Raw genomic sequence first — 23,701 nt, 5'->3', positions numbered from 1 at the left:
GACGACTTCCGTCTCCAGCTCAATGATATTGCTGTCCCGGGTCCACCTTGCCGCGGAACACCCAGTAGACGACGCCGGTGTAGATCAGGATTACCGGCAGCACCACGACGCCGGCGCCCCAGAATAGGAACGCCAGTGACGACTCGGGCGCGGCGGCCTCTGCGAGCGTCAGGTGATAGGGTACCAGCCAGGGCCAGAAGCTCCCGGCGAGCATCAGGTAGGCCGTCAGGAATAACAGCGAGGCCAGGGCGTAGGGCTGCCACTCCGAGCGCCGCTCGGCGGCGACGCGATAGAGCTGCCAGGCTGCGAGGCTCGCCACCAGCGGCAGCAGGAAGAGCCAGGGCTGCGCGAGCCAGCGGTCGACGACGCGGAAATCGCCCACCAGGGTCCCCGCCAGCGCCAGGGCTACGAAGGCGATGACGCCGGTCATGAGCCGCGGCAGCCAGCCGTAGGCCCAGTCGCGCAGCGCGCCTTCGGTCTTCAGCACCAGCCAGGCGGCGCCGAGCAGCGCATAACCCAGCACCAACCCGATGCCGCAGAGCAGCGGGAAAGGGGCAATCCAGTCGAAGGGCCCGCCGGCGAAGTCGCGGCCCTCGACGGTGATCCCGGCCACCATGGCGCCGATGGCCGCTCCCTGCACGAAGGCCGCCACCGCCGAGCCGGCGATGAAGCCGAAGTCCCAGATCCAGCGTGCGCGCTGAGTCTTGTAGCGGAACTCGAAGGCCACGCCGCGCAGGATCAGCGCCACCAACAGCAGCGCCACCGGCAGATAGAAGGCGGACAGGAACACCGAGTAGACCACCGGGAAGGCGCCGAAGAGCACGGTGCCGACGACGATCAGCCAGGTCTCGTTGCCGTCCCAGACGGGGGCGATGGAGCCCATCATATCCCGTCGCTGGCTCTCGTCGCGGTTCAGGCCGAAGAGGATGCCGACGCCGAGGTCGAAGCCGTCCAGCAACACGTAGATCAGGATGGAGAGCGCCAGTACGGCGCCCCAGAAATGCGCGAGGTCCATGGGCATAGCGTCGTCTCCGCAGTGGCAGGCCGGATGGGCGGTTAGGCCGGGTCTTGCCGCGGTGCCGAAGGCGCCGCATCGGGTCGGACGCCGCTGCCGGCGGCGCCCAGGGGGCGGCTCGGCGTGACCCTCGGCTCCCGCGTCGGCCCGAGCGTCGCCGCCGGGGGATCAGCGGGGTCCGGGTCCGTCTCATCGAGCCCGGCGCGCAGCAGACGGTAGATGTAGAAGGTGCCGGCGGAGAAGATCAGCGCATACACCGTGACATAGGCCACCAGCGACACCAGCACCGCCTCGCCGGAGAGGCTCGGCGTCACCGCATCGGCGGTGCGCAGCAGCCCCTGCACCACCCAGGGCTGGCGGCCCACCTCGGCTGTAAACCAGCCCGCCAACACCGCGATGAACCCGCTCGGGAAGTGCAGGAAGACCGCCCACAGGAACCAGCGCGGCAGGCGCTCCGGGTCGCGGAAGCGGCCCTTGGCCATGAGCCGGACACCGCCCCAGGACAGCGCCAGCATGACCAGCCCCAGCCCCACCATGACCCGGAAGCCGTAGAAGGGGATCAGAAACGGCGGGCGCTCGTCCGCGGGCACCGTGACGATGCCGGGCTCCGCGGCACTGAAGCTGCCCTGAGTCACGAAGCTGCCGAGATACGGGATGCCGAGCTCCCAGGCATTGCGCTCCGCTGCCACGTCCGGCCAGGCGAGCAGCAGCAGCCGCGCCGGCTGCTCGGTCTGCCAGCGTCCTTCCATGGCCGTGAACTTGGCGGGCTGGTGCTCGGCGGTGTACTCGCCGTTGAAGTGGCCGACCACGATCTGCGCCGGCGTCAGCACCGCGGCGAGCCCGAGCCCCATGGCCAGCATGGTGCGCGCCGCCTGCCGGTGGCGATGGCGCAGCAGGTACCAGGCGCCGGTGGCCGCCACCGAGAAGGCCGTGGTCAGATAGGCCCCCAGCAGCATGTGCGGGAAGCGCACCCAGAGTATGTCGTTGAGCAGGATCTCGCCCCAGTCCGTGGGCACGGTGTCGCCCGCCGCCGTCAGCTCATAGGCCATAGGCACCTGCATCCAGGTGTTGTTGGCCATGATCCAGAAGGCGGAAAAGGTCGTCCCCAGGGCCACCATCAGCGTGGACGCGAAATAGGCCCAGCGCGGCACGCGGTCGCGACCGAACATGAGCACGCCGAAGAAGGTCGCCTCCAGCAAAAAGGCAGTGAAGGACTCGTAGGCCAAGAGCGGCCCCTGAATGGGCCCGGTGCGGGTGGCGAGCTCGCTCCAGTTGGTCCCGAACTGGAAGGCCATGACGATGCCGGACACCACGCCCATGCCGAAGGCCACCGCGAACACCTTGAGCCAGAAGGCGAACAGCCGCCGGTAGAGCGCATTGCCCGTGGCTAGGTGCAGGCCCTCCAGCGTCGCCAGCCAGGCGGCCAGCCCGATGGTGAAGGCCGGGAAGATGATGTGGAAGGACACCGTGAACGCGAACTGCATGCGCGACAGTGTCACCGGGTCGAGGTCCATGGGTGCTCCGTGGTGTGTCGTGACGGCGCCGTCGCCGCTTGTCACGACACTGAGGCGCTATGCGCCCGCCTCAAGACCGCGCCGGTGGCGGAATTGACCGGGTCAGCCGCCGTTCGCCGCCGGTTGCACCGCGCCGGGCTCCGCGGCGACGGGATAGAGCGCTATGCTGTAGCCCTGCGTGACACGTCCATCTCTGCGGTGAAAACGACCTCGCCACCATGACCCGACGCGCCCTGCCCATCGGTATCCAGACCTTCCGGGAGATCCGCGAGGGGGATTACTACTATGTGGACAAGACCGGCTTTGCACTGCGCCTGATCGCGGAGGGCAAGTCCTATTTCCTCTCGCGCCCCCGGCGCTTTGGCAAGTCGCTGTTCCTGGATACCCTGGCTGAGCTGTTCGAGGGCAACGCGGCGCTGTTCAAGGGGCTCGAGGCCGAGCGCGGCTGGGACTGGTCGCGGCGCTTTCCGGTGATTCGGCTGAGCTTCGCCGATGGGGTGCTGCGCGACAGACGGGAATTGGACCAGAGAATTGCCGAGCTGTTGGCGGACAACGAGGCCCGGCTCGGCGTGCGCGGCGCGCACAAGAGTCTCGCCGGCCGCTTTCACGGGCTGATCAGTGCGGTCCATGCGCACTTCGGCGAGCGCGTGGTGGTGCTGGTGGACGAGTACGACAAGCCCATCCTGGACAACATCAGTGACCCGCAGACGGCGCGGCAGATGCGCGACGGGCTGCGCAACCTCTACTCAGTGATCAAGGACTCGGACGCCCACATCCGCTTCGCCTTCCTTACCGGGGTGAGCAGGTTCAGCAAAGTCAGCCTGTTCTCCGGGCTGAACAACCTCAGGGACATCACCGTCGACGCCCGGTATTCGGCGCTGTGCGGCTACACCGAGGCGGATCTCGATCAGGTCTTCGCGCCCGAGCTGGAAGGCCTGGACCGCGAGCAGATCCGCGCCTGGTACAACGGCTACAACTGGCTCGGCGAGGCCGTCTACAACCCCTTCGATGTGCTGCTGTTGTTCGATGCGCGCGAATTCCGGCCCTGGTGGTTCGAGACCGGCACACCGACCTTCCTGGTGGACGTGCTCACCGAGCGCGGCTATTTCGCGCCGGACCTCGCCGGGGTGCGGGCCTCGGAGGCGTTGCTCTCGGCCTTCGACGTGGATCATCTTGCCCCCGAGGCACTGCTGTGGCAGACGGGGTATCTGACCTTCACCGGCTCGCGCCAGATCGGCGCGCGCCGCGAGTACAGCCTGGGCTATCCCAATCTCGAAGTGGAATCGGCGCTCAACGATGCCCTGCTCAAGGGCCTGATGGGCGATGCCACCCAGGCCGAGCGCGCCGTCAGCCGGCTCTACGATGTGCTGGTCGCAGCCGACGCGGAGGCCCTGCGCCAACACATCGCCAGTCTGTTCGCCGCCATCCCCCATCAATGGCACGACGGCAACCCCATCGCCCGTTACGAGGGCTTCTACGCCAGCGTCTTCTACAGCCACCTGGCCGCGCTGGGCCTGGACCTGGCGACCGAGGACGCGAGCAGCCACGGCCGCCTGGACCTGCGGCTGCGCTTCGACGGCCGGCTCTGGCTGTTCGAATTCAAAGTGGTGGAGCTGGCCCCCGAGGGCGCGGCCCTGCGGCAGATCAAAGAAAAGGGCTATGCTGACAAGTACGGCGCCGAAGGGCTGCCGATGCACCTCATCGGCATCGAATTCAGCCGCAATGAGCGCACGCTGGTGGGCTTTGAGGTGGAGACGGTGATGCCGTGAGCTATGCCGAATGCCGACTCGCGCAATGCCTTGGCCCGGGCCGCTGGAGCGGCCCGAGACCCGTTGCGCCGCTGGAGTGGCTGAGCGACCCCGGGCATACACGGCGGGAATCGCCGCGGGTGCCGCATGCGCGTTGACAAGGCAGCGCATTTGCGACATCCTACGCGGTTTAGTCGCGTGCGTTCGGCAGACGAGCGTCGGCCCATCGTACGCGCCGGCAACGCTGCCCATCGGCGGCCCGCACCCCGACCTCACCCCGGACAGAACACACGGAGCTTCAGGAAGCATCCATGGCCAATATCGCCCAAGCCCGTAAGCGGGCCCGCCAGGCGGAGAAGCACCGCCAGCGCAACGCCGCTCAGCGCAGCACCCTGCGCACCGCGATGAAAAAGGTCTTGAAGGCGCTTCGCGCCGGTGACAAGACCGCCGCCACCGAAGCCTACAAGGCCGCCGTGCCGGTGATCGACCGCGCCGCCAACAAGGGCCTGATCCACGCCAACAAGGCCGCTCGCCACAAGAGCCGGCTCAACGCGCACGTCAAGGCCCTGGGCTGACACGCTTGCGTTCGGCAACGGGCGTCGGTTACGCCGAGCCCGGCGTCGGGCTCGCATCGGTACCTCCCGGCGGTCGGTCGGGGCAACGATGACCGGCATCGATTGAGCAGGGTCCCATGGTCGCCTCGTCTCAGAGAGCATCCATCCTGCCGGCGAGCCTCTTCGACGCGCTGCCGCTGCTGGAGACTGGCGAGCAGTTCGACACCCTGATCCGGCGCAGCGATGTCCACATCGAGCGCATCGTCAGCAGCCCGCGGCCGGAGCCGGTGGGCTACGATCAAGCCCACGACGAGTGGGTCCTGCTGCTGCAGGGGCAGGCGACCCTTGACCTCGCCGGGGATGAAGTGCAGCTCGCAGCCGGCGACCACCTGCTGATCCCGGCCCACTGCCCGCATCGCGTGCTGGCGACGTCCGAGACGCCGCGCTGCGTCTGGCTCGCCGTGCATCTCCAAGCAGCGCCCGACGCGGCCCAAAACGACGGCGAGTCCAGCGGCTCGTCCGCCGGCTAGCCCGCCGCGCCCGCCGGAGTCGCTCCATGTCCCGCAGTGGCCCGGCGCATCTGCTCATCGCCGCCACGGCGCACGGCTACGGCCATGTCGCGCAGGTCGCTGCGGTGGCCCATGGTCTGCGCCGCCGCGACCCGCATGTGCGAATCACGCTCGCCGCCCGGGTCGACCAGGGGCTCGCCCGCGAGCGCATGCCCGCAGGCACGACCCTGTTGGACCTCGCGCTGGATGTGCCCCTGCCGATGGACGGACCGCTCAAGGTGGAGTGGGAGGCGGGACTGGCCGCGTACACCGACTTCGATGCCGATCACCAGGCCCATCTCGCCGCCCAGCGCGCCTGGCTCGCGGAGTCGGCCCCGGATGTGGTGCTGGCGGATATCCCCTGGCTGCCGCTGACCGCCGCCCGCGCGCTCGGCATCCCGGCCGTTGGGCTTTGCTCGCTGAGCTGGCTCGACATCCTGACCGAAAGCCCCATCGGCAGAAAGCTGCCGGCGTCGCTGGTGCAGCACATGCACGATGGCTACGCCGATGCCGAGCGCTTCCTGCGCCCGGCACCGTCCATGCCCATGGCATGGCTGCCGAATGCGCAAGATATCGGCCCCATCGCCGACGTCCGCCCGCGGGACCCGGCCGGATTGCGCAAACGCCTCGGGATCGATGCGGACACCCGGCTGGTGCTGATGCAGTTCGGCGGCGCCGGCTCCCTGGTACCGCCTGCGGACCTGCCCCTGCCGCCGAAGACGCTGCTGCTCACGCCGGTGCCGCAGCTCGCCGAGCGCCCGGGGGCGGTGCTGATCGGTCCCGCCGCCGGACAGGGCGCTCCGGCGGTGGCGGACGTGCTCGCCGGCTGCGACGCCGTCATCACCAAGCCCGGCTACGGCACCTTTGCAGAGGCCGCCTGCCACGGCGTGCCGGTGCTCTCCGTGCCGCGCGGCGACTGGCCGGAGGAGCCGCCCTTGGTGGCATGGCTCGCGCAACAGGTGCCGTTTCAGACCGTTCCGCCCGCCGAGCTCGCCGCCGGGCGCATCGCGGAGCCGCTCGCCGAGCTGCTGGCGGCGGGGCCGGTGGCGCCGGTGCCCGCAACGGGTGTCGACGAGACGGTGGAGCTGCTCTGGCCTTGGCTGTCGCGCCGCGGCTGAGGCGGCGCTCCGTCGTGAGGGGCCTGCCTGGTGGAGGTTCAGCGCCCGCCGGCACGGCCATTGTTTCCAGACGCACAATGATTGGACTCGACCCATGACCGACGACATCCAGATCACGCGCGTCTCGGGTCCGGCGCTCGAGCGCGCCATCCCGGACCTCGCGCAGCTGCGCATCCGCGTCTTTCGCGAGTATCCGTATCTCTACGACGGCGATGCGGACTACGAGGCGAAGTACCTCGCCACCTACGCGCAGGCCCGCGGCAGCGTCGTGGTGCTGGTGCGCGACGGCGAGCGCATCGTCGGCGCCTCCACGGGCCTGCCGCTGGTGGAGGAAACCGACGAAGTGCAGGCGCCCTTCACCGCCGGCGGCTACGACCCGGCGCGGGTGTTCTACCTGGGTGAATCCGTGCTCTTGCCCGAGTACCGCGGCCGCGGCATCGGCGTGCGCTTCTTCGAGGAGCGCGAGGCCCATGCCCGCGACCTCGCCGTGGACCCGGCGAGCGGCTTCGGCCCCTTCGACTGGCTCGGCTTCTGCGCCGTGGAGCGCGCGGCGGACGATCCTCGCCGCCCGCCCGGCTACCAGCCGCTGGAGCGCTTCTGGCAGCACCGCGGCTACACCCGGCACCCGGAGCTTCGCACCACATTCAGCTGGCAGGAGATCGGCGAGACTGCAGAGTCGCCGAAGCCGATGGTGTTTTGGCTGAAGGGCGTATGATCCGCGCCCAGCCGGCAGGACCATGGGGCGCGTCGGCTCCCTGCGCTATTCGTCGCTCAGCTCCAGGCGGCGCTCGATGCGCTGAATCCGATCCATCAATCGGTCCAGAAATGCCTGCTGCCGAGCGATATCCTCGGCTTGCCCCGCTTCGTCGCGCCGCATGCCGGCCACGGCCGTTTCGAGTCTGTTGATCCGATACTTCACATCGGCAAACTCGGAGCGCATCTCACCTTGTAGTCCGCTGACTTGATTGCGCAATCCGCGGAGCTGCTCGAGGATCAGGTTGTCGACGTTATCTGTCATTGCTCGTCGGGGAACGGCTGGCTTTGCCTCGGGCGGTATTGTGCACTGCTTTCAGCTTGCGCCGTTCGCCGCAGGTTGACAAGTTAGGTCCCGTGCCTTCAAGCCTGGTCGAAGGCGTTGCATTGCGCGGCGCTGTGGGTGTTGCGAAGTCGCGGTCAGCGCTCAGGGCTTGCATAATACCCGTCGACCCAAGATCAGGTGACGCGTATCCGCGCGGCGGGGGCCGCCGACGGCCGTCAGCCGGCGCCCGCGAGCTCCCGACGCGGCACCCAACACCCATGAAAGCCGATGGGCACCGCATGCGGCAGCGCTGCGGTGGCCACGATCTCCAGGTCCGCGGCGCGCAGCACCACCAGGTCCGTGCGGCCCTGATCGGCGCGGAGCACCAGTGACAAGAGCCAGCCCTCGTCGTCGCCGTCGCCCGGTACCAGCATGGGCTCGCCGGTGAGGTCCAGGCCGAAGTCGCGGGTGGTGAGCTGGCCGGTCTCCGTGTCCAGGCGGTGGATGGACGTGAGATAGGGCGCCCGACGCTCGGGCGGCGCGCCGACGCCGTAGAGGATGCGCCGGGGCGCGCCCAGCGGGGTCGGCGCGCTGATGGGCAGCTCGAAGGCATGGGTGTCCACGTCGGCGCCCGGGCTCAGGCGCTCGCAGCTGTGCTTGTCCGGGTCCAGCACCAGTCGCTCCAGGCGCGGCATGGCGCCGTCGGGCGGGGCGCGGAACAGGTCCGTGAAGTCATCGAAGTCCGGATAGAGCCCATAGCGGATCACGTCCAGCACCAGCCGGCCGTCGTCCTCGTCGAAGGCCTGGGCGACATGGAAGACGAAGCCGGACGGGCCCGTCAGCACCACCGGCCGACCGGCGCCCGGCTCCCGCGGCAGCAGCAGCGCCTGCATGGGCTGCTCTGTTGCGATCTTGAGCGAGCCGACGGCGGTCTTCAGGCCGAATACCGCCTTGGGCACGTCGAAGTCCGCCTGCGGCAGCAGGAAGCACAGCCACTTGCGGGTGACGGCGAAATCGTGCACGAAGCTGAAGCGCTTGAGGCCGTGCTCGCGCAGCGGGTCCATACGCCCGTCCCGGTGGATGCGATAGAGCATCAGCCGGTTCGGCGAGCCGGAGACCAGGCCGAAGTTGTAGAGATCCCCGGTGCCGTGGTCGAGGTGCGGATGGGCCGAGAAGGGTAGCAGCGGCGCCAGCCGGCGGGACAGGCCGCCGAAGGGATTCTCCAAGCGCCCGCCGAAGTCCTCTGGTCCGAGGGTGGCGAGGGTGTCCGGGTCCAGCCGATGCGGCGGCCCGCCCTCCCAGAGGGCCAGCAGTCGGCCGCCGTGCCAGCGCACACTGGTGTTGGCGGCATTCTTGAAGCGCATCTGGAAGAAGTTGCCGAAGAGTCCGCCCGGCAGATTGGTGCCGAAGGCGCGGTGCAGCATACGCCCGGCGCGCGCTTCTTCCAGGTACTCGCGGGTGCGCACGAAGCGGTTGCTGTAGCGCGCCTGCCCGTCCCGGATATCCAGCTTGGTGATGTGGCCGTCGCCGTCGAAGGGGTGGCGATAGCGCCGACCACCGCGCTCGAAGCGCCCGGGACCGTTGCGGAACAGCAGGCCGTCGATGGCCGCCGGCAGCGTGCCGTCCACCGACAGTGCCACGTCCGTGTATTCGGTTTCCACCGTGGCGGTGGCCTGCGCCAGCACGCGCAGCATGTCGGCGCTGGCGAGATCCATGGGGCTGGGAAAATCCTGGGGCATGACGGCTCGCTCGTTTGGGGCTGAATGTCGGCGGCGGCAGTGGGGGCGTGGGCAAGCGATTTGCCTGCGGGCGGGAAGGCACCGGTCGTCGCATCCCCGGGGCTTTGGTGTGTCTGGCGACTGGGTGGACGAGCGACAGCGAAGTCCACCACGCGCTGCTCGGCGTTGGGTGGACTGCGCTTCGCTTGTCCACCCGACAGCCCTTGCGCCTGCTGTTCCGGCAGGGCGGCCCGCGGCGACGCGAAGCGGGGCTTGCAAAGCAGCCGGCGATGGCGAGACGCCGCCGGCGGCTGTTGGCTCAGCCTTTCTTCAGGAGACCCGCAAGGCCGTCGAAGGGCCGATGCGTAGCGTCAGCGGCCTTGGACCCCGTGCCGCCGCCGCCGTTCGCCTCCGGGTCGCGGCCGGCGGCGATGGCGGCGATGCGCTCCTCGAACTTCTGGTGCTCGTTGTCGTGGCAGTACAGGCACAACAGCTCCCAGTTGCTGCCGTCGGGCGGGTTGTTGTCGTGGTCCATGTCCTTGTGGTGGACGGTGAGCTCGCGCAGGTTGCTGCGCTCGAAGCCGCGCCCGCAGCGCCCGCACACCCAGGGGTAGAGCTTCAGCGCCTGCTCGCGGTAGCCGGCGGCGCGCTCGTCGCTGGCGCGGCGGGCGGAGGCGACGATGCGGTCGAGCTTGTCGGAATCGATGGTGCGGCCGGTGCGGCCGTGGCGGGGTGGATCGTTTTGGCTCATTCGGCTGGTCCCCGGTGATGTCGAGGGGCATAAGAATACTGGCCACGGTCGAAGTTTGAAGTGTGAAGCTTGAAATTTGAAGTGTGAAGGGGCGCGGCCAAGGCGGAAGTTTGAAGTTCGAAGTGAGAAGTTTGAAAGGCGCGGCTGCTCGGCCGAGGCCGAAGCTGGAAGGCCAGGGCTTCCTTTGGCCGGCGTGCAGTCCGGCCGGTCCATGTCATTGGCTTGGTGTACGGTGAGCGCCGGGCATGCGGGGTCCGCCGAGCGCAACCCGCCCAGCCCACCTTCAAACTTCAAACTTCTCACTTCAAACTGTCTTCCCCCCGACACCGCAGAGCCCAGCATGACCACCGATCAACCCCGTCTCTGGTCCGGCGCCGTCGCGCGCCCGGCCCGGGAGTTTGCCACCACCAGGCTGCAGGCGACGCAGGGAGCGGTGCCCGCCGGCCTGCGCGGCACCCTCTACCGCAACGGCCCCGCGCGCTTGGAGCGCGGCGGTATGCAGGTCGGCCATTGGTTCGACGGCGACGGTGCGGTGCTGCGGGTGCGCTTCGACGACGGCGCCGCCGAGGCCACCTATCGCTATGTCCAGTCTGAGGGCTTCCGCCACGAGGCCGAGCAGGACGAGCTGCTCTACGGCAACTACGGCATGACCGCGCCCGGCCCGCTCTGGCGCCATTGGCGCCGGCCGCTCAAGAACGCGGCCAACACCTCGGTGATCGCGCTCACCGACCGGTTGCTGGCCCTGTGGGAGGGCGGCGGCCCGCATGCGCTGGATCTGGAGTCGCTGGCGACCCGGGGGCTCGCGGACCTGGCAGGCCCCGGCGGCAAGCTCCAATCCGGCGAGCCCTTCTCGGCGCATCCCAAGCAGGACCCGGCGACTGGCGAGATCTACAATTTCGGCGTGGCCATTCCCGGCCCCAAGGCCCGGCTCATGCTCTATCGCTGCGACCGCGCCGGGCGGCTGCTGGCCAAGGGCCACGTGGACCTGGACGACGTGCCGCTGATCCACGACTGGGTCATGGCCGGGCCCTACCTGGTGCTCCTGGTGCCGCCGGTGCGCGTCTCGGTGCTGCCGGTGCTGTTGGGGCTCAAGTCCTACAGCGGGGCCATGCGCTGGCGCCCGGAGCTCGGCACCCAGATCCTGGTGTTCGACCGCGACAGCCTGGAGCTGGTGGCCCGCGACGAGACGGACCCCTTCTACCAATGGCACTTCGGCAACGGCGCCTACGCCGAGGGCGGCTGGGTGGTGCTGGACCACGCCCGCTACCCGGATTTCAGCACCAATCAGCACCTGCGGGAAGTGGCGTCCGGGCGCACCACGACCCCGGCCGAGGCCACCCTCTGGCGCATGACGCTGGACCCGAAGACGGCGAGGGTGGAGGAGCATGCCCAGATGAGCCCGCGCTCGGTGGAGTTTCCGATGGTGTTGCACGGCGAAACGGGCAGTCCTTGGCGGCGCACCTACATGGCCGCCCATCGCCCGCGCACCGACACCACCGCCGAGCGCTACGACACCCTCGCCTGCTTCGATCATGCCCATGACCGGCTGGCCCTCGCCGATCTCGGCGACGGCCGCTATCCTTCCGAGCCCGTGGTGGTGGCGGACGCCGACGACCCCTCCCGGCACTGGCTGCTCAGCGTCGTCTATGACGGCAATGCCGACGCCGGCGAGGTCTGGGTCTATGCCGCCGATGCCCTGGAAGCGGGACCGGCCTGTATCCTGGCCCTGCCGGATGTGGTGCCGCTCAGCTTCCACGGCTGCTGGCGCCCGGCCTCGTGACACCCGCCAATGGCCAATGCCAACTTGCTGCGTACCGCGGTAGGGTCGATGAGCGACGCGAAAACCACCGCCGCGCTCGGTGGACTGCGCTGCGCTTGTCCACCCTACGGCTACGCCTGCTGCCGACGGTGCTGAGCCCGGCGGGCCGAAGTCCCCCAGCCCTCAGCCCTCAGCCCTGACATACCGAAAGCCCGCGCATCGAGGATTTCTCCGCGCGCCGCCAGAGGCCAACCAGTCAACCCAGCCGCGACATGGACATCCTGAACACCCTGTTCCAGTCCGCCCCCTGGGGACCGCTGCGCATCGGCCTCCACATGGTGTTCCTGCTGGCGGCGGCCTTCGTGCTGAAGCAGGTGCTGGATCTGCGCGCCGTGGTCGGCTTGAAGCACCTCGCCAAGCCGCGGGCGGGCTTCGCCGCCGCCGGCGTTTTGATGGTGCTCGGCTTCGCCGCCGTGCTGGCGTATCAGGCCACCTGGCAGCTCTCGGGCACGGCACGCCCCGCGTTCATCGCCTTCATGCAGCTGCACGACCGCCGCCAGTTCAACCCGGCGCATTGGATCGAGCGCGGGCGCATCCTGGATGCCGCCGGCACCGTGCTCGCCGAGAGCCGCGTGGTGCAGACCGACGCCGGCGCCACGGCCGAGCGCTATTACCCCTTCGGCCCGGACTTCGCGCATGTGGTGGGCTATGCGGACCCGCGCTTCGGCACCTCCGGCATCGAGGCCGCTGCCAACATCCGGCTGAACGGCGGCAAGCCGGACTCGCTGAAGGACTGGGGCGAGCTCGGCCGGCAGATCCTGACGCAGGGCAAGCGCCCCAAGGGCAACGACCTGACCCTGACCCTGGACGCGGCCCTGCAGCGCCTGGCCGTGGAGCGCCTGGGCGAGCGGGCGGGCGCCGTGGTGGTGCTGCGCCCCGGGGACGGCGCGGTGCGGGTGCTGGCCAGCACCCCGTCTTTCGACCCGAACCGCATCGATGCCGACCTCTTTCTGCGGGCGGACCCGCAGGCGCGGCTGCTGAACCGAGCCACCGCCGGACTCTATCCGCCGGGCTCGACGTTCAAGGTGGTGCTCGCCGCCGATGCCCTGGACCGGGGCTTCAGCGGCCTCATCGAGTGCCCCGCGGACGGCTGGACCACCGCCGGGCACTACCGCAAGATCCGCGATCACGAGTACTACGAGGCCCGGCGCGCCGGGCGCACCTGGCGAGGGCACGGCCGCATCGGGCTGACCACGGCGCTGGTGGAGTCGTCCAATGTCTTTTTCGCCCAGCTCGGCGTCTATCTGGGCCACGACGCCTTCCGGGCCACCACGGAGCGCTTCCTGTTCAACAGCCGCATCACCATCGGCGCCGGCGACACCCGCCGGCAGTTCATGCGCACCGGGCGTATCCCGCGCATCGCGGACTCGGACCGCTACGGGCTGGCGCAGGCGTCCATCGGCCAGGGCAAGGTGCTGGCGACGCCGGCGCAGATGGCGCTCATCGCCGCCGCCGTCGCCAACGACGGCGTCGCCGTGCGCCCGCGGCTCGTGGCCGGCGAGGAGCCGGCCGCCGTGGGCCGGTTCATGCAGTCCGCCACCGCCCGCAAGCTCCAGATCATGCTGCGCCAAGCCGTCGCCGCGGGCACCGGCCGCGGCATCGAGACCCCGGGCCTCGCCATCGCCGGCAAGACTGGCACTGCCGAGAACCCCTTCGGCGCGTCACACAGCTGGTTCCTCGGCTTCGCACCGGCGGACCGCCCGGCGCTGGCCTTCGCCGTGCTGGTGGAGCACGGCGGCTACGGCTCCACCGCCGCCGCGCCCATCGCGCGGGACCTGCTGGTGCTGGCACAGGAGCGGGGGCACCTGCCGTGAGGCCCGCCGCACACGAAGCACCGGCCCCGCCGGCCCCGATTTCGGATCGGGCAGCGCCCCTGTGGGAGCGGCCTCCCGGCCGCAATGATTGCCAGTGCCGCGGCAAGCCGGTCGCGGCAGGGATGCCGCTCCCACGCGTCGCGGCCAACTGCACACGCGCGTGCCCCGACGTAGGTCGGGCCGACGCCAGGAGGCCCGACAGCCAGCGTGCCGGCGCAGTGTCGGGCTTCGTGCCTCAGCCCGACGAGCGGAACAGCCTTGCCCGTTCTCCGCAGCGGTGTCACACGAGGGCGGTTACTGCGCCCCCCGACGCCCGCGATCCAGCGCGCCGCGTCGAAACGAGCCGGCATGCGGGCCGGCACCGGCCCTGAGCACCCCCTGAGCATTCCCCCTGAGCCTCCCCTCAGTACCCCATGGCCAAGCCCGCCCGTCCCGTGACCCTCAGCGACCGCTGGGCCGCCCGCGCGCCGGAGCGCCGGCTGCTGCTGTGGGTGATCTTCGCCATCGGCGTCGGCTTCCTGATGGTCTTGGGCGCGCTGCCCAAGGACGGCATCGCCGTGCGCTGGACCGACCTGGTGCCGCCGGTGGGCTTCGCGCTGGCCTTCTTCGGCGCCCATCTCGTCTTCGTCGCCGCCGGCTTCCGCGGTGATCAGCTGCTGCTGGCGCTGGTGGCCTTCCTCGCCGGCATCGGGCTCTTGGCGCAGTTCCGCATGGGCGTCTACGCCGGCGAAGGGCTGGCGCTCGCGCACCTGCTGCTGCCGGCGGGCGTCGTGGTGCTGGCGCTGGTGACGGTGGCGCTGCTGGAGGGGCGCTACCGGGCGCTGGCGGCGGGCATCTGGCCCTGGGCGGTGCTGTCGCTGATCATCGTCGCCGCCGTGCTCCTGACCGGGCAGCGCTTCCGCGGCGCCGTCTACGGCGCCGGCTTCATGACGCCGACGGAGGCGCTGAAGCTCACGGCCATCGTCTTCGCGGCGGCCTTCATCGACCGCCATGCCAAGGCGCTCGCCAAGTGGCGCGGGCCCATCCCGTTTCCGCCCCTGCGGCCCCTGTGGCCGCTGGCGCTGTTCGCGGCCCTGCTGCTCGGCCTGCTGCTGGTGCAGCGGGACCTGGGGCTGGTGCTCATCCTGGGGGTCGCGCTGCTGCTGATGCTCGCCGCCGGCACCAAGCGGGTCGGCTACCTGTTCTATGGTGCGCTCGCCGCCGGTGCCGCCGGCTTTGCGGTGCTCCAGCTCTTCAGCCACGGCCAACGGCGGGTCGCCGGCTGGTTGGACCCCTTCGCCGACCCCACCGGCGCCGGCTGGCAGGTGCTCCAGGGCCTCTCCGGCATGTATGCCGGCGGGCTCTGGGGCGAGGGCTTCAGCCAGGCCCGCCCGCGCTATACGCCCATCGCCGAGTCGGACTTCATCTATGCCGTGGTGGCCGAGGAGCTGGGCTTTATCGGCAGCGCCCTGCTGCTGGTGCTCTTCGCGCTGCTCTGCTGGCGGCTGATCCTCATCGCCTCCCGCGCCAAGTCCCCCTTCGGCATGCTCACGGCCACGGGCATCGCCGGCGTCTTCACGGTGCAGACCCTGCTCAACGTCGGCGGCGTCACCAAGGCCATCCCCATCACCGGCGTCACCCTGCCCTTCATCAGCCAGGGCGGCAGCAGCCTGCTGGTCACCTGCCTGTCGCTCGGGCTGGTGCTGGCCATCTCCGACGGGGAGCCGAAGCCCGTGAAAAAGAAAAAGGCATCGGCGCGCCAGGCCCGAAGCCCGAGTCGCCGCCGCGCAGTTGCCTGAGCCGCAATCGGCCGCTCCAGGACCAAACACGGCGTGCATCCCGTAACATCGCGGTATCGAAACGCCACCGGACCGATCCGCACATGGCCTCCGTATTGATCAAGAACCTCCCGAGCGAGGTACACCGGCAGCTCAAGCGTCGCGCCCGGCGGCATCATTGGAGTTTCAACCAGGAGCTGATTGCCCTCATCGAGGCTGCGCTCGACAATCGCGCGGTCCAAGCGCTGCCCGCGCCCGTCGAGCTGCGTAAGTCCCTGACACGGAGCATGCTCGATCAGGCGAGGCAGGAGGGGCGGGCGTGATCGGTCGGCGAAGTCACATGCCTCCTCCAGCGCTCAACTGCCCGAACTGCGCAACGCAGCGCCTCGAAGCCGTGCTGGTGCGCTACCGGCATCGGCTCGGCGGCCATGCCCTGATCGTGGAAGACGTGCCCTGTCTGCGCTGTCCCGAATGCGGGGAGGAGTATCTCGACATCGCGACGCTGAAGCTGATCGAGTCCGCGCACACCGCCTTCCGTGACCGCGACCGCAACCGCGACACCACGCAAACGCGACGCGCTCGGTTCGCAGATCTGGGCTTGCCATGAGGGCGCTTAACGTCGCCGTAAGCCACCCGATGCCGCAACCACGCACTGAGCGTCGCTTACCGGCACTCGGCGCGGCAGCGCGGAACCCATGAATACGAGATCGGGGCTTGCCCGGCCATTGCCGCTGGCTTCCCGGACCAACCGTGGTATGTTCCCGTTCCAGGATCGTGTGCGGCGGTTCAGCGGGTCATGGACAAGAAGAGTCTCAGCGAGCGCGATATCTGCACCAAGCTCGTCACGCCAGCGCTGATCGGCGCAGGCTGGAAACTGGCCTGGTTCCGGGAAGAGGTCTGGCTCACGGACGGGCGGGTCCTCGTGCGCGGCAAGCTCGCCTACCGGGTCAGGAACCCAGGCGCCAAAGGCGGTCCGAAGCGGGCAGATTACGTGCTTTACGCCGAGAACGGCTTGCCACTCGCCATCATCGAGGTCAAGCGCAACGTCTTCCCGTTGGGACACGGCATGCCACAGGCGCTCGACTACGCCGAGCGGCTCGACGTGCCCTTCGCCATCAGCTCCAACGGTGACGGCTTCCTGCTGCATGACCGAAGCGGCATCACGGAGCCGGTGGAGCGGGAGCTTGGCCTCGACGAATTCCCCAGCCTCGACGAGCTCTGGGCCATCTACCTGCCCTGGAAGGGCATCGAGTCAGCAGACCAACGCGCACTGATCGCCCAGCCGTATCACACCGACGGCAGCGGCAAAGAGCCCCGCTACTACCAGCGCGTCGCCATCAACCGCACCATCGAGGCCATCGCCCGCGGCCGGCGGCGCATGCTGTTGGTGATGGCCACCGGCACCGGCAAGACCTACACCGCCTTCCAGATCATCTGGCGCTTGTGGAAGGCCAAGCGTGTCAAGCGCGCCGTGTTCCTGGCCGACCGCAACATCCTCATCGACCAGACCATTCAGCAGGACTTCGCGCCCTTCGGCGAAGTGATGCACAAGATCACCAACCGCGAGGCCAAGAAGAACTACGAGATCTATCTCTGCCTGTATCAGGCGGTGACGGGCGCAGAGGAGTGGAAGCAGATCTACCGCCAGTTCCCGGCGGACTTCTTCGACCTGGTGGTCATCGACGAGTGCCACCGTGGCAGCGCCAACGAGGATTCCGCCTGGCGCGAGGTGCTGGATTACTACCATGGGGCGATCCACCTGGGCCTGACGGCAACGCCCAAGGAGAAGCGGCCCGCCCGCGGCCAAGCGACCATCGCCGACCCGGAGTACAACCTCAAGTACTTCGGCAATCCCATCTACACCTACTCCCTAAAGCAGGGCATCGAGGACGGCTTCCTCGCCCCGTACAAGGTCATCCGGGTGGTGAGCGATGTCGACGCCCTGGGCTATACGCCGGAGCGCAACAAGGTCGACAAAGACGGCCAGGTCGTCGAGCAGCGCCAGTACAACACCAAGGACTTCGACCGGACCATGGTCCTGACCAAGCGCACCCAACTGGTGGCCGCCCGGGTCTGGGAATACCTCGAGGCCACGGACCCCATGGCCAAGACCATCGTCTTCTGCGACGACCAGCCACACGCGGAGCGCATGCGCCAGGCCCTGGTCAACCTGATCCCGGAGGCCGCCGCTAACCGCCGCTACGTCGTGCGCATCACCGGCGACGACAAGGACGGCAAGGCCCAGCTCGCCTACTTCATCGACAACGACGAGCCCTATCCGGTCATCGCCACCACGTCCCGCCTGCTCTCCACCGGCGTCGATGCCAAGACCTGCAAGCTCATCGTCCTGGACCAGACCATCAACTCCATGACCCAGTTCAAGCAGATCCTGGGCCGCGGCACCCGCATCCGGGAGGACTACAACAAGCTCTACTTCACCATCATGGACTTCAAGGGCGCCACGCGGCTGTTCCAGGACCCGGAGTTCGACGGCGAGCCCGTGACCGTGCACGAGCCGGCCCCGGACGAGTCCGTCCTGCCGCCCGAGGGGATCAGTCCGGCGAGAACGAGCGACCCGACCGCGTAGCGGACGAGGATGCCCCGCCGACAGACAGCGGCGACGATCAGCAACCGGATGATCCTCCCGGCGGCACGCGGGACCCGACAGCGGGTCGCGCCCGCTACACCATCGACGATGTCGAGGTTCGCACGGCCATCGAGCGCTCCCAGTACCTGGACGCCCACGGCAGGCTGGTCACAGAGGACTACCGCGTCTTGCTCAAGGACCAGATCCGCCAGACGCTGCGCCGCCAGTTCAGCTCCCTGGACGACTTTCTGCGTCGCTGGACGGCCTCCGAGCGCAAGCAGGCCATCATCGAGGCGCTGCGCGACCAGGGTCTTCCGCTGGCGGCGCTCGCCCAGGCCGTGCCCAACGGCGAGGCGCTAGACGCCTTCGACCTCATCTCATCGCCCACGTCGCCTTCGACCAACCCCCGCTCAGTCGTCGGGAGCGGGCGGAGCAGGTGCGCAAGCGCAACTACTTCGGCAAGTACGGCGACCAGGCCCAGGCGGTGATGGACGCGCTGCTGGAGAAGTACGCCGACCACGGCATCGGCGGCATCGAGGACCCACAGGTGCTGGAGCTGCCGCCCTTCGACAAGCTCGGCGGCAAGCGCCGGATCCGACGCGACGTGTTCGGCGGGCCGGAGGAGTTCTCCGAAGCCTTGACCGAGCTGGAGCGGCAACTTTACAAAGAGTCCGCCTGACCAAGACAAGCGCAACCCAAGCCAAAGCCCCATGACAGCAAGCGAGCTTCGCGACCAGCTCCAGCATTCATCCCGCGCGCGCATGGATAGGTTCCAGCGTACCGCCTGTACAGTAGTACGCAGAAGAACCATAATCTGATTGTCAGATTATTGGATGCCGTCACCGCGAGGTGCACCGTGGAAGAAATCAACGCCACTCAAGCCGCCCGCCATTTCTCCGACCTACTGAACCGCGTCGCCTACCAGGGCGCCAGCTTCGAGTTGACCCGGGGCGGGCGCCGTATCGCACGACTGGTCCCGGCGGGGCCGCCCAAGCGGGTCGAGGTCTCCGAGCTGAACAGCATCTTCGACGGCATCCCGAGCCTAGGGGATGACGCCGAGTCCTTCGAGCGCGATATTGCAGACGCGCAAGCCACCCTTGTGCCGGACGGCGACCCCTGGGACGACTGATCCGCCGGCAATCGGAAGGGACGCATGGGCTTGCTCCTCGATACCGGGGTCCTGATTCGTGCTGAGCGCGGCGGCAAGGCAACGCTGGACTTCTCTCCCTGGAGCCGGTTCGGCGATGCGGCGATCAGCGTTGTCACCGCATCGGAGTTGCTGGTCGGCGTGCATCGTGCCATCCCGGAGCACCGCCGCATTCGTCGCTCGGCGTCGGTTGAGGCCATGCTCGCCGCCCTGCCGATCCTGGACATCACGCTGGAGGTCGCGCGAGCGCACGCCGAACTGGTCGCCGCGATGCGGCAGCAGGGACTCACCCTTGGCGCGAACGATGCCTACATCGCCGCCACCGCCCTCGCCGGTGGGCGAGCCCTGTTGACCACGGACGCGGAGGACTTCCGCCGCGTCCCCGGACTTATTGTCCTGCCCCTCGACCAACCCCCCACGGCACAATGAACCTAAGCACCACTATCAAGTCCATCCAGGACATCATGCGCAAGGACGACGGCGTCGACGGCGACGCCCAGCGCATCGGCCAGCTCTCCTGGATGTTGTTTCTCAAGGTCTTCGACCAGGCCGAGGACGGCTGGGAAGAAGACGCCCGAGACCGGGGCCGCGGCTACCGCTCCGCGCTGCCGGAAGAGTGCCGCTGGCGCAACTGGGCCGCCCACAAGGACCGTAAGCCGCAGACCCCCGCGGGCGATATCATTGCCCACGTCAACGACACCGTCTTTCCTCATCGATTTAGACCGTGATATTCGCCGTCGAAGTACCGCTCATGCAGACGCTGACCATTGAGGTCGCTAGCGAACAGGAAGCCCTCGCCCAAGCCATCGCGGCGATTGAATCGAATCAGCCCCTACCCCCGCGCTACCTCTTCGACAGCGATGAGGCCTTGCTCAACACACTCTCAGGCAACCGCTTTGCCATCCTAAAGGCCCTCTCCCGTGCCGGCGCTATGAGCATTGCTGAGCTTGCTCGGTGCATGCAACGCGACCGAGCCGAGGTGCGAGCCGACACAGAGCGCTTACGCGCAATCGGGCTGATCGACAAGACAGAGAGCTGCGATTTGCACTTCCCTTACACTGGGGTGCTTTTGGAACTGTGTTGGCGCTCCGACGCCTGAGACCAGGTGGCCGGGGTACTGGGCTGCCATTAATTTTTGTTCCAAAGGAGAGCTGTTGACGTCCTCCTCAGGGCCGTGCGGTTCTTGACACAGGCTCTCACCCTTTGGGTTCTCGGCGCACCCAACACGATAAAGGTCCCGTCCGGGAATTCAAAATCCACCACTCATTCTCTGCAAACAGAACGAGGCCGACGGGGCCGAACATACGAAAACCTTGGGGATTTGAGCAATGTCGTGTGAGCAGTTGTTGCAGCTACTCTTAAAGCAACAAGAAAGATTAGAGACTGAAGGAAATGACTGGCTTCAACAGTATGCGGGAGCCTCCACGGCCAGCCGGGAGTTTCTCGAATTCACGTTTTTTTTGATTTGTCGCCATCTGAGCACCCAAACTGAAGAGTTTTCACGCTCAACAGACATCCAGGCTTCCTTCGAGCCATTACTGGACATTTACGGCGTAGACAGACGCAAAGGAAGGTGGAATCCGATCTCACAGTTTACCCGGGCTTGGCGGCAGTTCGAAAAATGGCAAACCCAGCCAGAGCAAACTAGGCCATCCACCCCACCCTTTAACTTCGTAACGGATCATGCAGTCTTTCTTAAGCATCCGCCCATACCCGAAAATACAGAGTGGCAAATTGGGTTTCAAAACGACCAATACAAAGCATGTGCAAGGGACTTCTTCGAGTCCCACCGAGACGGGAATCTAACCCAACTTGACGCGGGGAGGACAATGCCTTTGACTGATATGCAGAAGCTTGCCCACCGCCTCTTTTGGGATCCACCTGAGAGGATGGATCACGTGGCCAAACTCCTCGACGACAAGCCTCAACTCATCTTCTACGGACCGCCTGGGACGGGCAAGACTTATGTTGCGCGAGCGCTGGCGCGACACCTTGCAGACGGCGAGGAGCCGGTCTTCGTCCAGTTCCATGCGTCTTATGCCTATGAAGACTTTGTTCAGGGGTGGCGTCCTTGCCCAGCGGACAAGGGCAATACGGGTTTCGACCTGATCCCAGGGCACCTTTTGCAGGCGCAGGAGCAAGCGTAGAAATGTCCCGAGCGGAAGGTTGTGCTGCTCATCGACGAGATCAACCGAGCAAATCTCCCGCGCGTTTTTGGTGAGCTTTTCTTCAGTCTGGAGTACCGCGAAAACGCCGTTCAACTCCAGTATGACCAAAACGGCGAACCGTTTCGACTCGCCAAAAACCTGATTTTGTTGGGAACAATGAACACCGCGGATCGCGGCATTGCGCAGATCGATGCGGCGCTTCGTCGACGGTTCCACTTTTTCCCACTCTACCCGGACAGAGCCCCCATCAAAGGGCTGCTGTCACGCTATCTTCATGAGCACGGTCGGTCCGACATCGCGGAATGGCTGCCGCAGGTGTTGGACACCGCGAATACCAAGCTGGCGGAGCACGGGTTCCGGGATGCATTGATCGGACCCAGCCACTTCATGTCGCCCGGTGTCGACGAGGAACAAGTGCGATTGACTTGGAACTACTCGATCATTCCCATGCTTGAAGAGCGCTATCCAGGCGACGAGAGGCGACTCGCGCAGTTTGCCCTGGACAGACTCAAGGGGCTGGCAGCGACCACGGGATGAGCTCGACAGATGTGCACAGCCTGAAGGAACAGGGAGCAACGCAAGTGCATGGGTTGTCCTGCGATCAGATCAGCGAGATCAAGCAGTTGATCCCCGGCGTCGTTATTGAGCCGGGTGTCGATCCCGGAGCCTATGCGGTCAATCCGGGCTGCCATGTCGGCAGTGTTCGACTCACCTTCGGCGAACTGCGTGTCATGCCGAAGCTGCCCATCGCCAGAGTCCTATTCCTTTGGTCCTATGCCTTCGATCCAAAGCACTGGCGGGACCGGGAGGTCGAGCTGCCAAAGGCGCCGGGCCTGATCAATGCGCTGGCACATGCCTTTGGTCTGGAGTTGGAAAGACAGATGCGCTCGGGGCTCTTGGAGGACTATCAGCGAAAAGAAGAGAACGAGCGCACAGTACGTGGCAGGATTCGCATGGTTGAGCAGTGGGTCAATACCCTTAGGCAACGACCTGAGGTTGCCTGCACCTATGAGGAATATACCGCTGATATCATTGAGAACCAGCTATTGAAGGAAGCGATACGGATGCTCCGCGCATCTCTTGATGTCGATCACAGTTCAGCGAAGATTCTGTCTCGTTGCGCCCAGGAACTGCTGAACGTTTCTGCCGTCAGATTCGCAACACATTATGTCCCCGAAGTCGCGTATCGTCCGAGGAGTGCCCGTTATAGGCGAGCAATCGAGCTGGCGCGCTTGATTCTGTCCCGCAGCTCGTTCGAGCTCGACGACCAAGAGGCAGGATTTGTTCGGATGCGCGGATTCCTGTTCGATATGAACCGGGTGTTCGAGGAGTTCGTTCGCACCGCACTGCGCGAGGCGCTTGGGCTCAGCCGGAACAGTTTCGGGTCGGCGAGGAGCTTTGCGAGCGGAGCGGATCTTTATCTCGACAGCAGGCGGCGCGTCAGTCTAGAGCCCGACCTGCTGTGGAAACAAGCAAGCCGGCTCCGTTTCGTTGGGGATGTAAAGTACAAGAAGCTTGCGCCGTCTTCCATGCCGAACGCCGACATCTATCAGATGCTTGCGTACTTGGTCGGCACCGAACTCGACACGGGTATGCTTATATATCCGAAGAGTACGGAAGAGCCATCGGACAGGACCGTGGAAATCCCAATCGACGGCCGGGCACGAAGAATCTTGGTGAGGGTTATCGACTTGGAAAGCAATCCTGAGCGTATCCTTTCAAAGATGGACGTGCTTGCATATGAGATTCGGGCAATCGCTACTACCGTGTCGCGTTCATAAGCAATGATTCAAGGGGATCACAGTCGGCGGAAGGGCACTATGGAGTATGCTGAGCGCATCGCGGCGTTGGGACATGGCTAGTAGCGGTTGGTGTTTGACTGGCGCAACTATCGGATTTGAGAAATAAAACGCGAAGGCAAGAGCCCCCGAGGGGTAACCGTTTAGCCCCCCATGACTTCAGGGCATGAAATGCCCCAAGGGCGCTCAGGCAGCGGCCGGTAGCGGCGGCGCCGCCAGGCCTTTGCGTCGTTCACGGACAGCGTCGGCGAGATAGGACCAAGGCGAAGCGGAACGCTTGCGACAGGTCTCGATGACGCTGGCAAGCAATGCGAAGGCACGGGTCCCCTGCGGTGTGCGGGTACCCATGCCGATGCGTCGTGCGATGACCCAGTGCCGCAGCGCTCTTTCCGCTTCGTTGTTGGTGAGCGGGAAGTCGGGGTAGTCGAGCACGACCCAGAAGGTATTCCAGTCGTTGAGCAGCTCGCGCGCCAGCGCCCGCATCGGTTCATGAGCGGACTGTTAGCGGCTGAGCGAACCTGCGCATAAACGGTGAACAGTTCCGCGACGCCCGCCCGAGGGGCACGGGGTACTGGCTGCGAGGCTCGCTGCGAGGAGCAGGCTCAGAAGGGCATGTCGTCGTCGAC

At 67.0% G+C, this 23,701-nt stretch carries 21 protein-coding genes and 3 pseudogenes; 18 read left to right on the top strand and 6 right to left on the bottom strand.

Annotated elements, in window-relative coordinates; all coding sequences use genetic code 11:
- Window positions 1-19: 19 nt before the first annotated feature.
- Window positions 20-1,021: a cytochrome d ubiquinol oxidase subunit II gene (gene cydB, locus CKO31_RS16110; protein ID WP_200239508.1), complete on the bottom strand. Its 1,002-nt coding sequence runs from the start codon at window positions 1,019-1,021 to the stop codon at window positions 20-22.
- 35 nt (window positions 1,022-1,056) lie between these two features.
- Window positions 1,057-2,529 carry a cytochrome ubiquinol oxidase subunit I gene (locus CKO31_RS16105; protein ID WP_200239506.1) on the bottom strand — a complete coding sequence of 491 codons (1,473 nt, stop codon included), beginning with the start codon at window positions 2,527-2,529 and terminating at the stop codon, window positions 1,057-1,059.
- A 218-nt stretch (window positions 2,530-2,747) separates the two neighbouring features.
- Between CKO31_RS16105 and CKO31_RS16100 the strand changes: the two genes are divergently transcribed.
- The 5 genes from CKO31_RS16100 (at window position 2,748) to CKO31_RS16080 (ending at window position 7,212) form a co-directional block, all read left to right on the top strand.
- Complete coding sequence (locus tag CKO31_RS16100; protein ID WP_200239504.1) at window positions 2,748-4,298, top strand: ATP-binding protein; 1,551 nt, start codon at window positions 2,748-2,750, stop codon at window positions 4,296-4,298.
- Between the two features lie 290 nt (window positions 4,299-4,588).
- Entirely contained in the window at window positions 4,589-4,852 is a 264-nt protein-coding gene (gene rpsT, locus CKO31_RS16095; protein WP_200239502.1) for a 30S ribosomal protein S20, read from the top strand.
- 116 nt (window positions 4,853-4,968) lie between these two features.
- Window positions 4,969-5,361, top strand: a complete 393-nt coding sequence (locus tag CKO31_RS16090) for a cupin domain-containing protein (RefSeq protein WP_200239500.1) — start codon at window positions 4,969-4,971, stop codon at window positions 5,359-5,361.
- A 26-nt stretch (window positions 5,362-5,387) separates the two neighbouring features.
- Window positions 5,388-6,497: a hypothetical protein gene (locus CKO31_RS16085; protein WP_200239498.1), complete on the top strand. Its 1,110-nt coding sequence runs from the start codon at window positions 5,388-5,390 to the stop codon at window positions 6,495-6,497.
- A 94-nt stretch (window positions 6,498-6,591) separates the two neighbouring features.
- Window positions 6,592-7,212 carry a GNAT family N-acetyltransferase gene (locus tag CKO31_RS16080; protein ID WP_200239495.1) on the top strand — a complete coding sequence of 207 codons (621 nt, stop codon included), beginning with the start codon at window positions 6,592-6,594 and terminating at the stop codon, window positions 7,210-7,212.
- A gap of 45 nt (window positions 7,213-7,257) precedes the next feature.
- Here CKO31_RS16080 and CKO31_RS16075 read toward each other — a convergent pair whose 3' ends face one another.
- From CKO31_RS16075 to CKO31_RS16065, 3 genes are all read right to left on the bottom strand, one after another.
- Window positions 7,258-7,515, bottom strand: coding sequence for a hypothetical protein (locus tag CKO31_RS16075; protein ID WP_200239493.1), 258 nt, complete (start codon window positions 7,513-7,515; stop codon window positions 7,258-7,260).
- 236 nt (window positions 7,516-7,751) lie between these two features.
- Window positions 7,752-9,254, bottom strand: a complete 1,503-nt coding sequence (locus CKO31_RS16070) for a carotenoid oxygenase family protein (protein WP_200239491.1) — start codon at window positions 9,252-9,254, stop codon at window positions 7,752-7,754.
- Between the two features lie 298 nt (window positions 9,255-9,552).
- Window positions 9,553-9,984, bottom strand: coding sequence for a YajD family HNH nuclease (locus CKO31_RS16065; RefSeq protein ID WP_200239489.1), 432 nt, complete (start codon window positions 9,982-9,984; stop codon window positions 9,553-9,555).
- Window positions 9,985-10,324: 340 nt separating this feature from the next.
- Here CKO31_RS16065 and CKO31_RS16060 point away from each other — a divergent pair, with 340 nt between their 5' ends.
- The 13 genes and pseudogenes from CKO31_RS16060 (at window position 10,325) to CKO31_RS16000 (ending at window position 23,057) form a co-directional block, all read left to right on the top strand.
- Window positions 10,325-11,764: a carotenoid oxygenase family protein gene (locus CKO31_RS16060; protein ID WP_200239486.1), complete on the top strand. Its 1,440-nt coding sequence runs from the start codon at window positions 10,325-10,327 to the stop codon at window positions 11,762-11,764.
- 251 nt (window positions 11,765-12,015) lie between these two features.
- On the top strand, window positions 12,016-13,617 hold the full coding sequence (locus CKO31_RS16055) for a peptidoglycan D,D-transpeptidase FtsI family protein (protein WP_200239484.1): 1,602 nt from the start codon (window positions 12,016-12,018) through the stop codon (window positions 13,615-13,617).
- A gap of 413 nt (window positions 13,618-14,030) precedes the next feature.
- A complete protein-coding gene (locus tag CKO31_RS16050; RefSeq protein WP_200239482.1) occupies window positions 14,031-15,395 on the top strand; it encodes an FtsW/RodA/SpoVE family cell cycle protein in 1,365 nt (454 codons plus the stop codon).
- 83 nt (window positions 15,396-15,478) lie between these two features.
- Window positions 15,479-15,697 carry a FitA-like ribbon-helix-helix domain-containing protein gene (locus CKO31_RS16045; RefSeq protein WP_200239480.1) on the top strand — a complete coding sequence of 73 codons (219 nt, stop codon included), beginning with the start codon at window positions 15,479-15,481 and terminating at the stop codon, window positions 15,695-15,697.
- Window positions 15,698-15,714: 17 nt separating this feature from the next.
- Window positions 15,715-15,981 carry a YgiT-type zinc finger protein gene (locus tag CKO31_RS16040; protein WP_200239478.1) on the top strand — a complete coding sequence of 89 codons (267 nt, stop codon included), beginning with the start codon at window positions 15,715-15,717 and terminating at the stop codon, window positions 15,979-15,981.
- Window positions 15,982-16,170: 189 nt separating this feature from the next.
- Window positions 16,171-18,640, top strand: a pseudogene (gene hsdR, locus CKO31_RS16035) (EcoAI/FtnUII family type I restriction enzme subunit R).
- A gap of 177 nt (window positions 18,641-18,817) precedes the next feature.
- Window positions 18,818-19,090: a type II toxin-antitoxin system Phd/YefM family antitoxin gene (locus CKO31_RS16030; RefSeq protein WP_200239476.1), complete on the top strand. Its 273-nt coding sequence runs from the start codon at window positions 18,818-18,820 to the stop codon at window positions 19,088-19,090.
- A gap of 24 nt (window positions 19,091-19,114) precedes the next feature.
- Window positions 19,115-19,537, top strand: a complete 423-nt coding sequence (locus CKO31_RS16025; protein WP_200239474.1) for a PIN domain-containing protein — start codon at window positions 19,115-19,117, stop codon at window positions 19,535-19,537.
- Window positions 19,534-19,836, top strand: coding sequence for a type I restriction-modification system subunit M N-terminal domain-containing protein (locus CKO31_RS16020; RefSeq protein ID WP_200239472.1), 303 nt, complete (start codon window positions 19,534-19,536; stop codon window positions 19,834-19,836). The genes CKO31_RS16025 and CKO31_RS16020 overlap by 4 nt, the downstream gene beginning before the upstream one ends.
- 23 nt (window positions 19,837-19,859) lie before the next feature.
- The gene (locus tag CKO31_RS16015) at window positions 19,860-20,207 is read left to right on the top strand and encodes an HVO_A0114 family putative DNA-binding protein (protein ID WP_200239470.1); all 348 of its coding nucleotides are present in this window, start codon (window positions 19,860-19,862) and stop codon (window positions 20,205-20,207) included.
- Window positions 20,208-20,436: 229 nt separating this feature from the next.
- Window positions 20,437-21,477 (top strand): annotated as a pseudogene (locus CKO31_RS27410) (McrB family protein); the annotation flags it as partial.
- Between the two features lie 114 nt (window positions 21,478-21,591).
- A complete protein-coding gene (locus CKO31_RS27940; protein ID WP_498370615.1) occupies window positions 21,592-21,813 on the top strand; it encodes a hypothetical protein in 222 nt (73 codons plus the stop codon).
- Window positions 21,814-21,824: 11 nt separating this feature from the next.
- Window positions 21,825-23,057 carry an McrC family protein gene (locus CKO31_RS16000; protein WP_200239464.1) on the top strand — a complete coding sequence of 411 codons (1,233 nt, stop codon included), beginning with the start codon at window positions 21,825-21,827 and terminating at the stop codon, window positions 23,055-23,057.
- 204 nt (window positions 23,058-23,261) lie between these two features.
- Here CKO31_RS16000 and CKO31_RS15995 read toward each other — a convergent pair.
- Window positions 23,262-23,564 (bottom strand): annotated as a pseudogene (locus CKO31_RS15995) (IS66 family transposase); the annotation flags it as partial.
- Window positions 23,565-23,701 lie beyond the last annotated feature (137 nt).

The organism is Thiohalocapsa halophila (assembly GCF_016583825.1).
Taxonomy (GTDB): domain Bacteria; phylum Pseudomonadota; class Gammaproteobacteria; order Chromatiales; family Chromatiaceae; genus Thiohalocapsa; species Thiohalocapsa halophila.
This window is presented reverse-complemented; position numbering and strand designations above follow the sequence as displayed.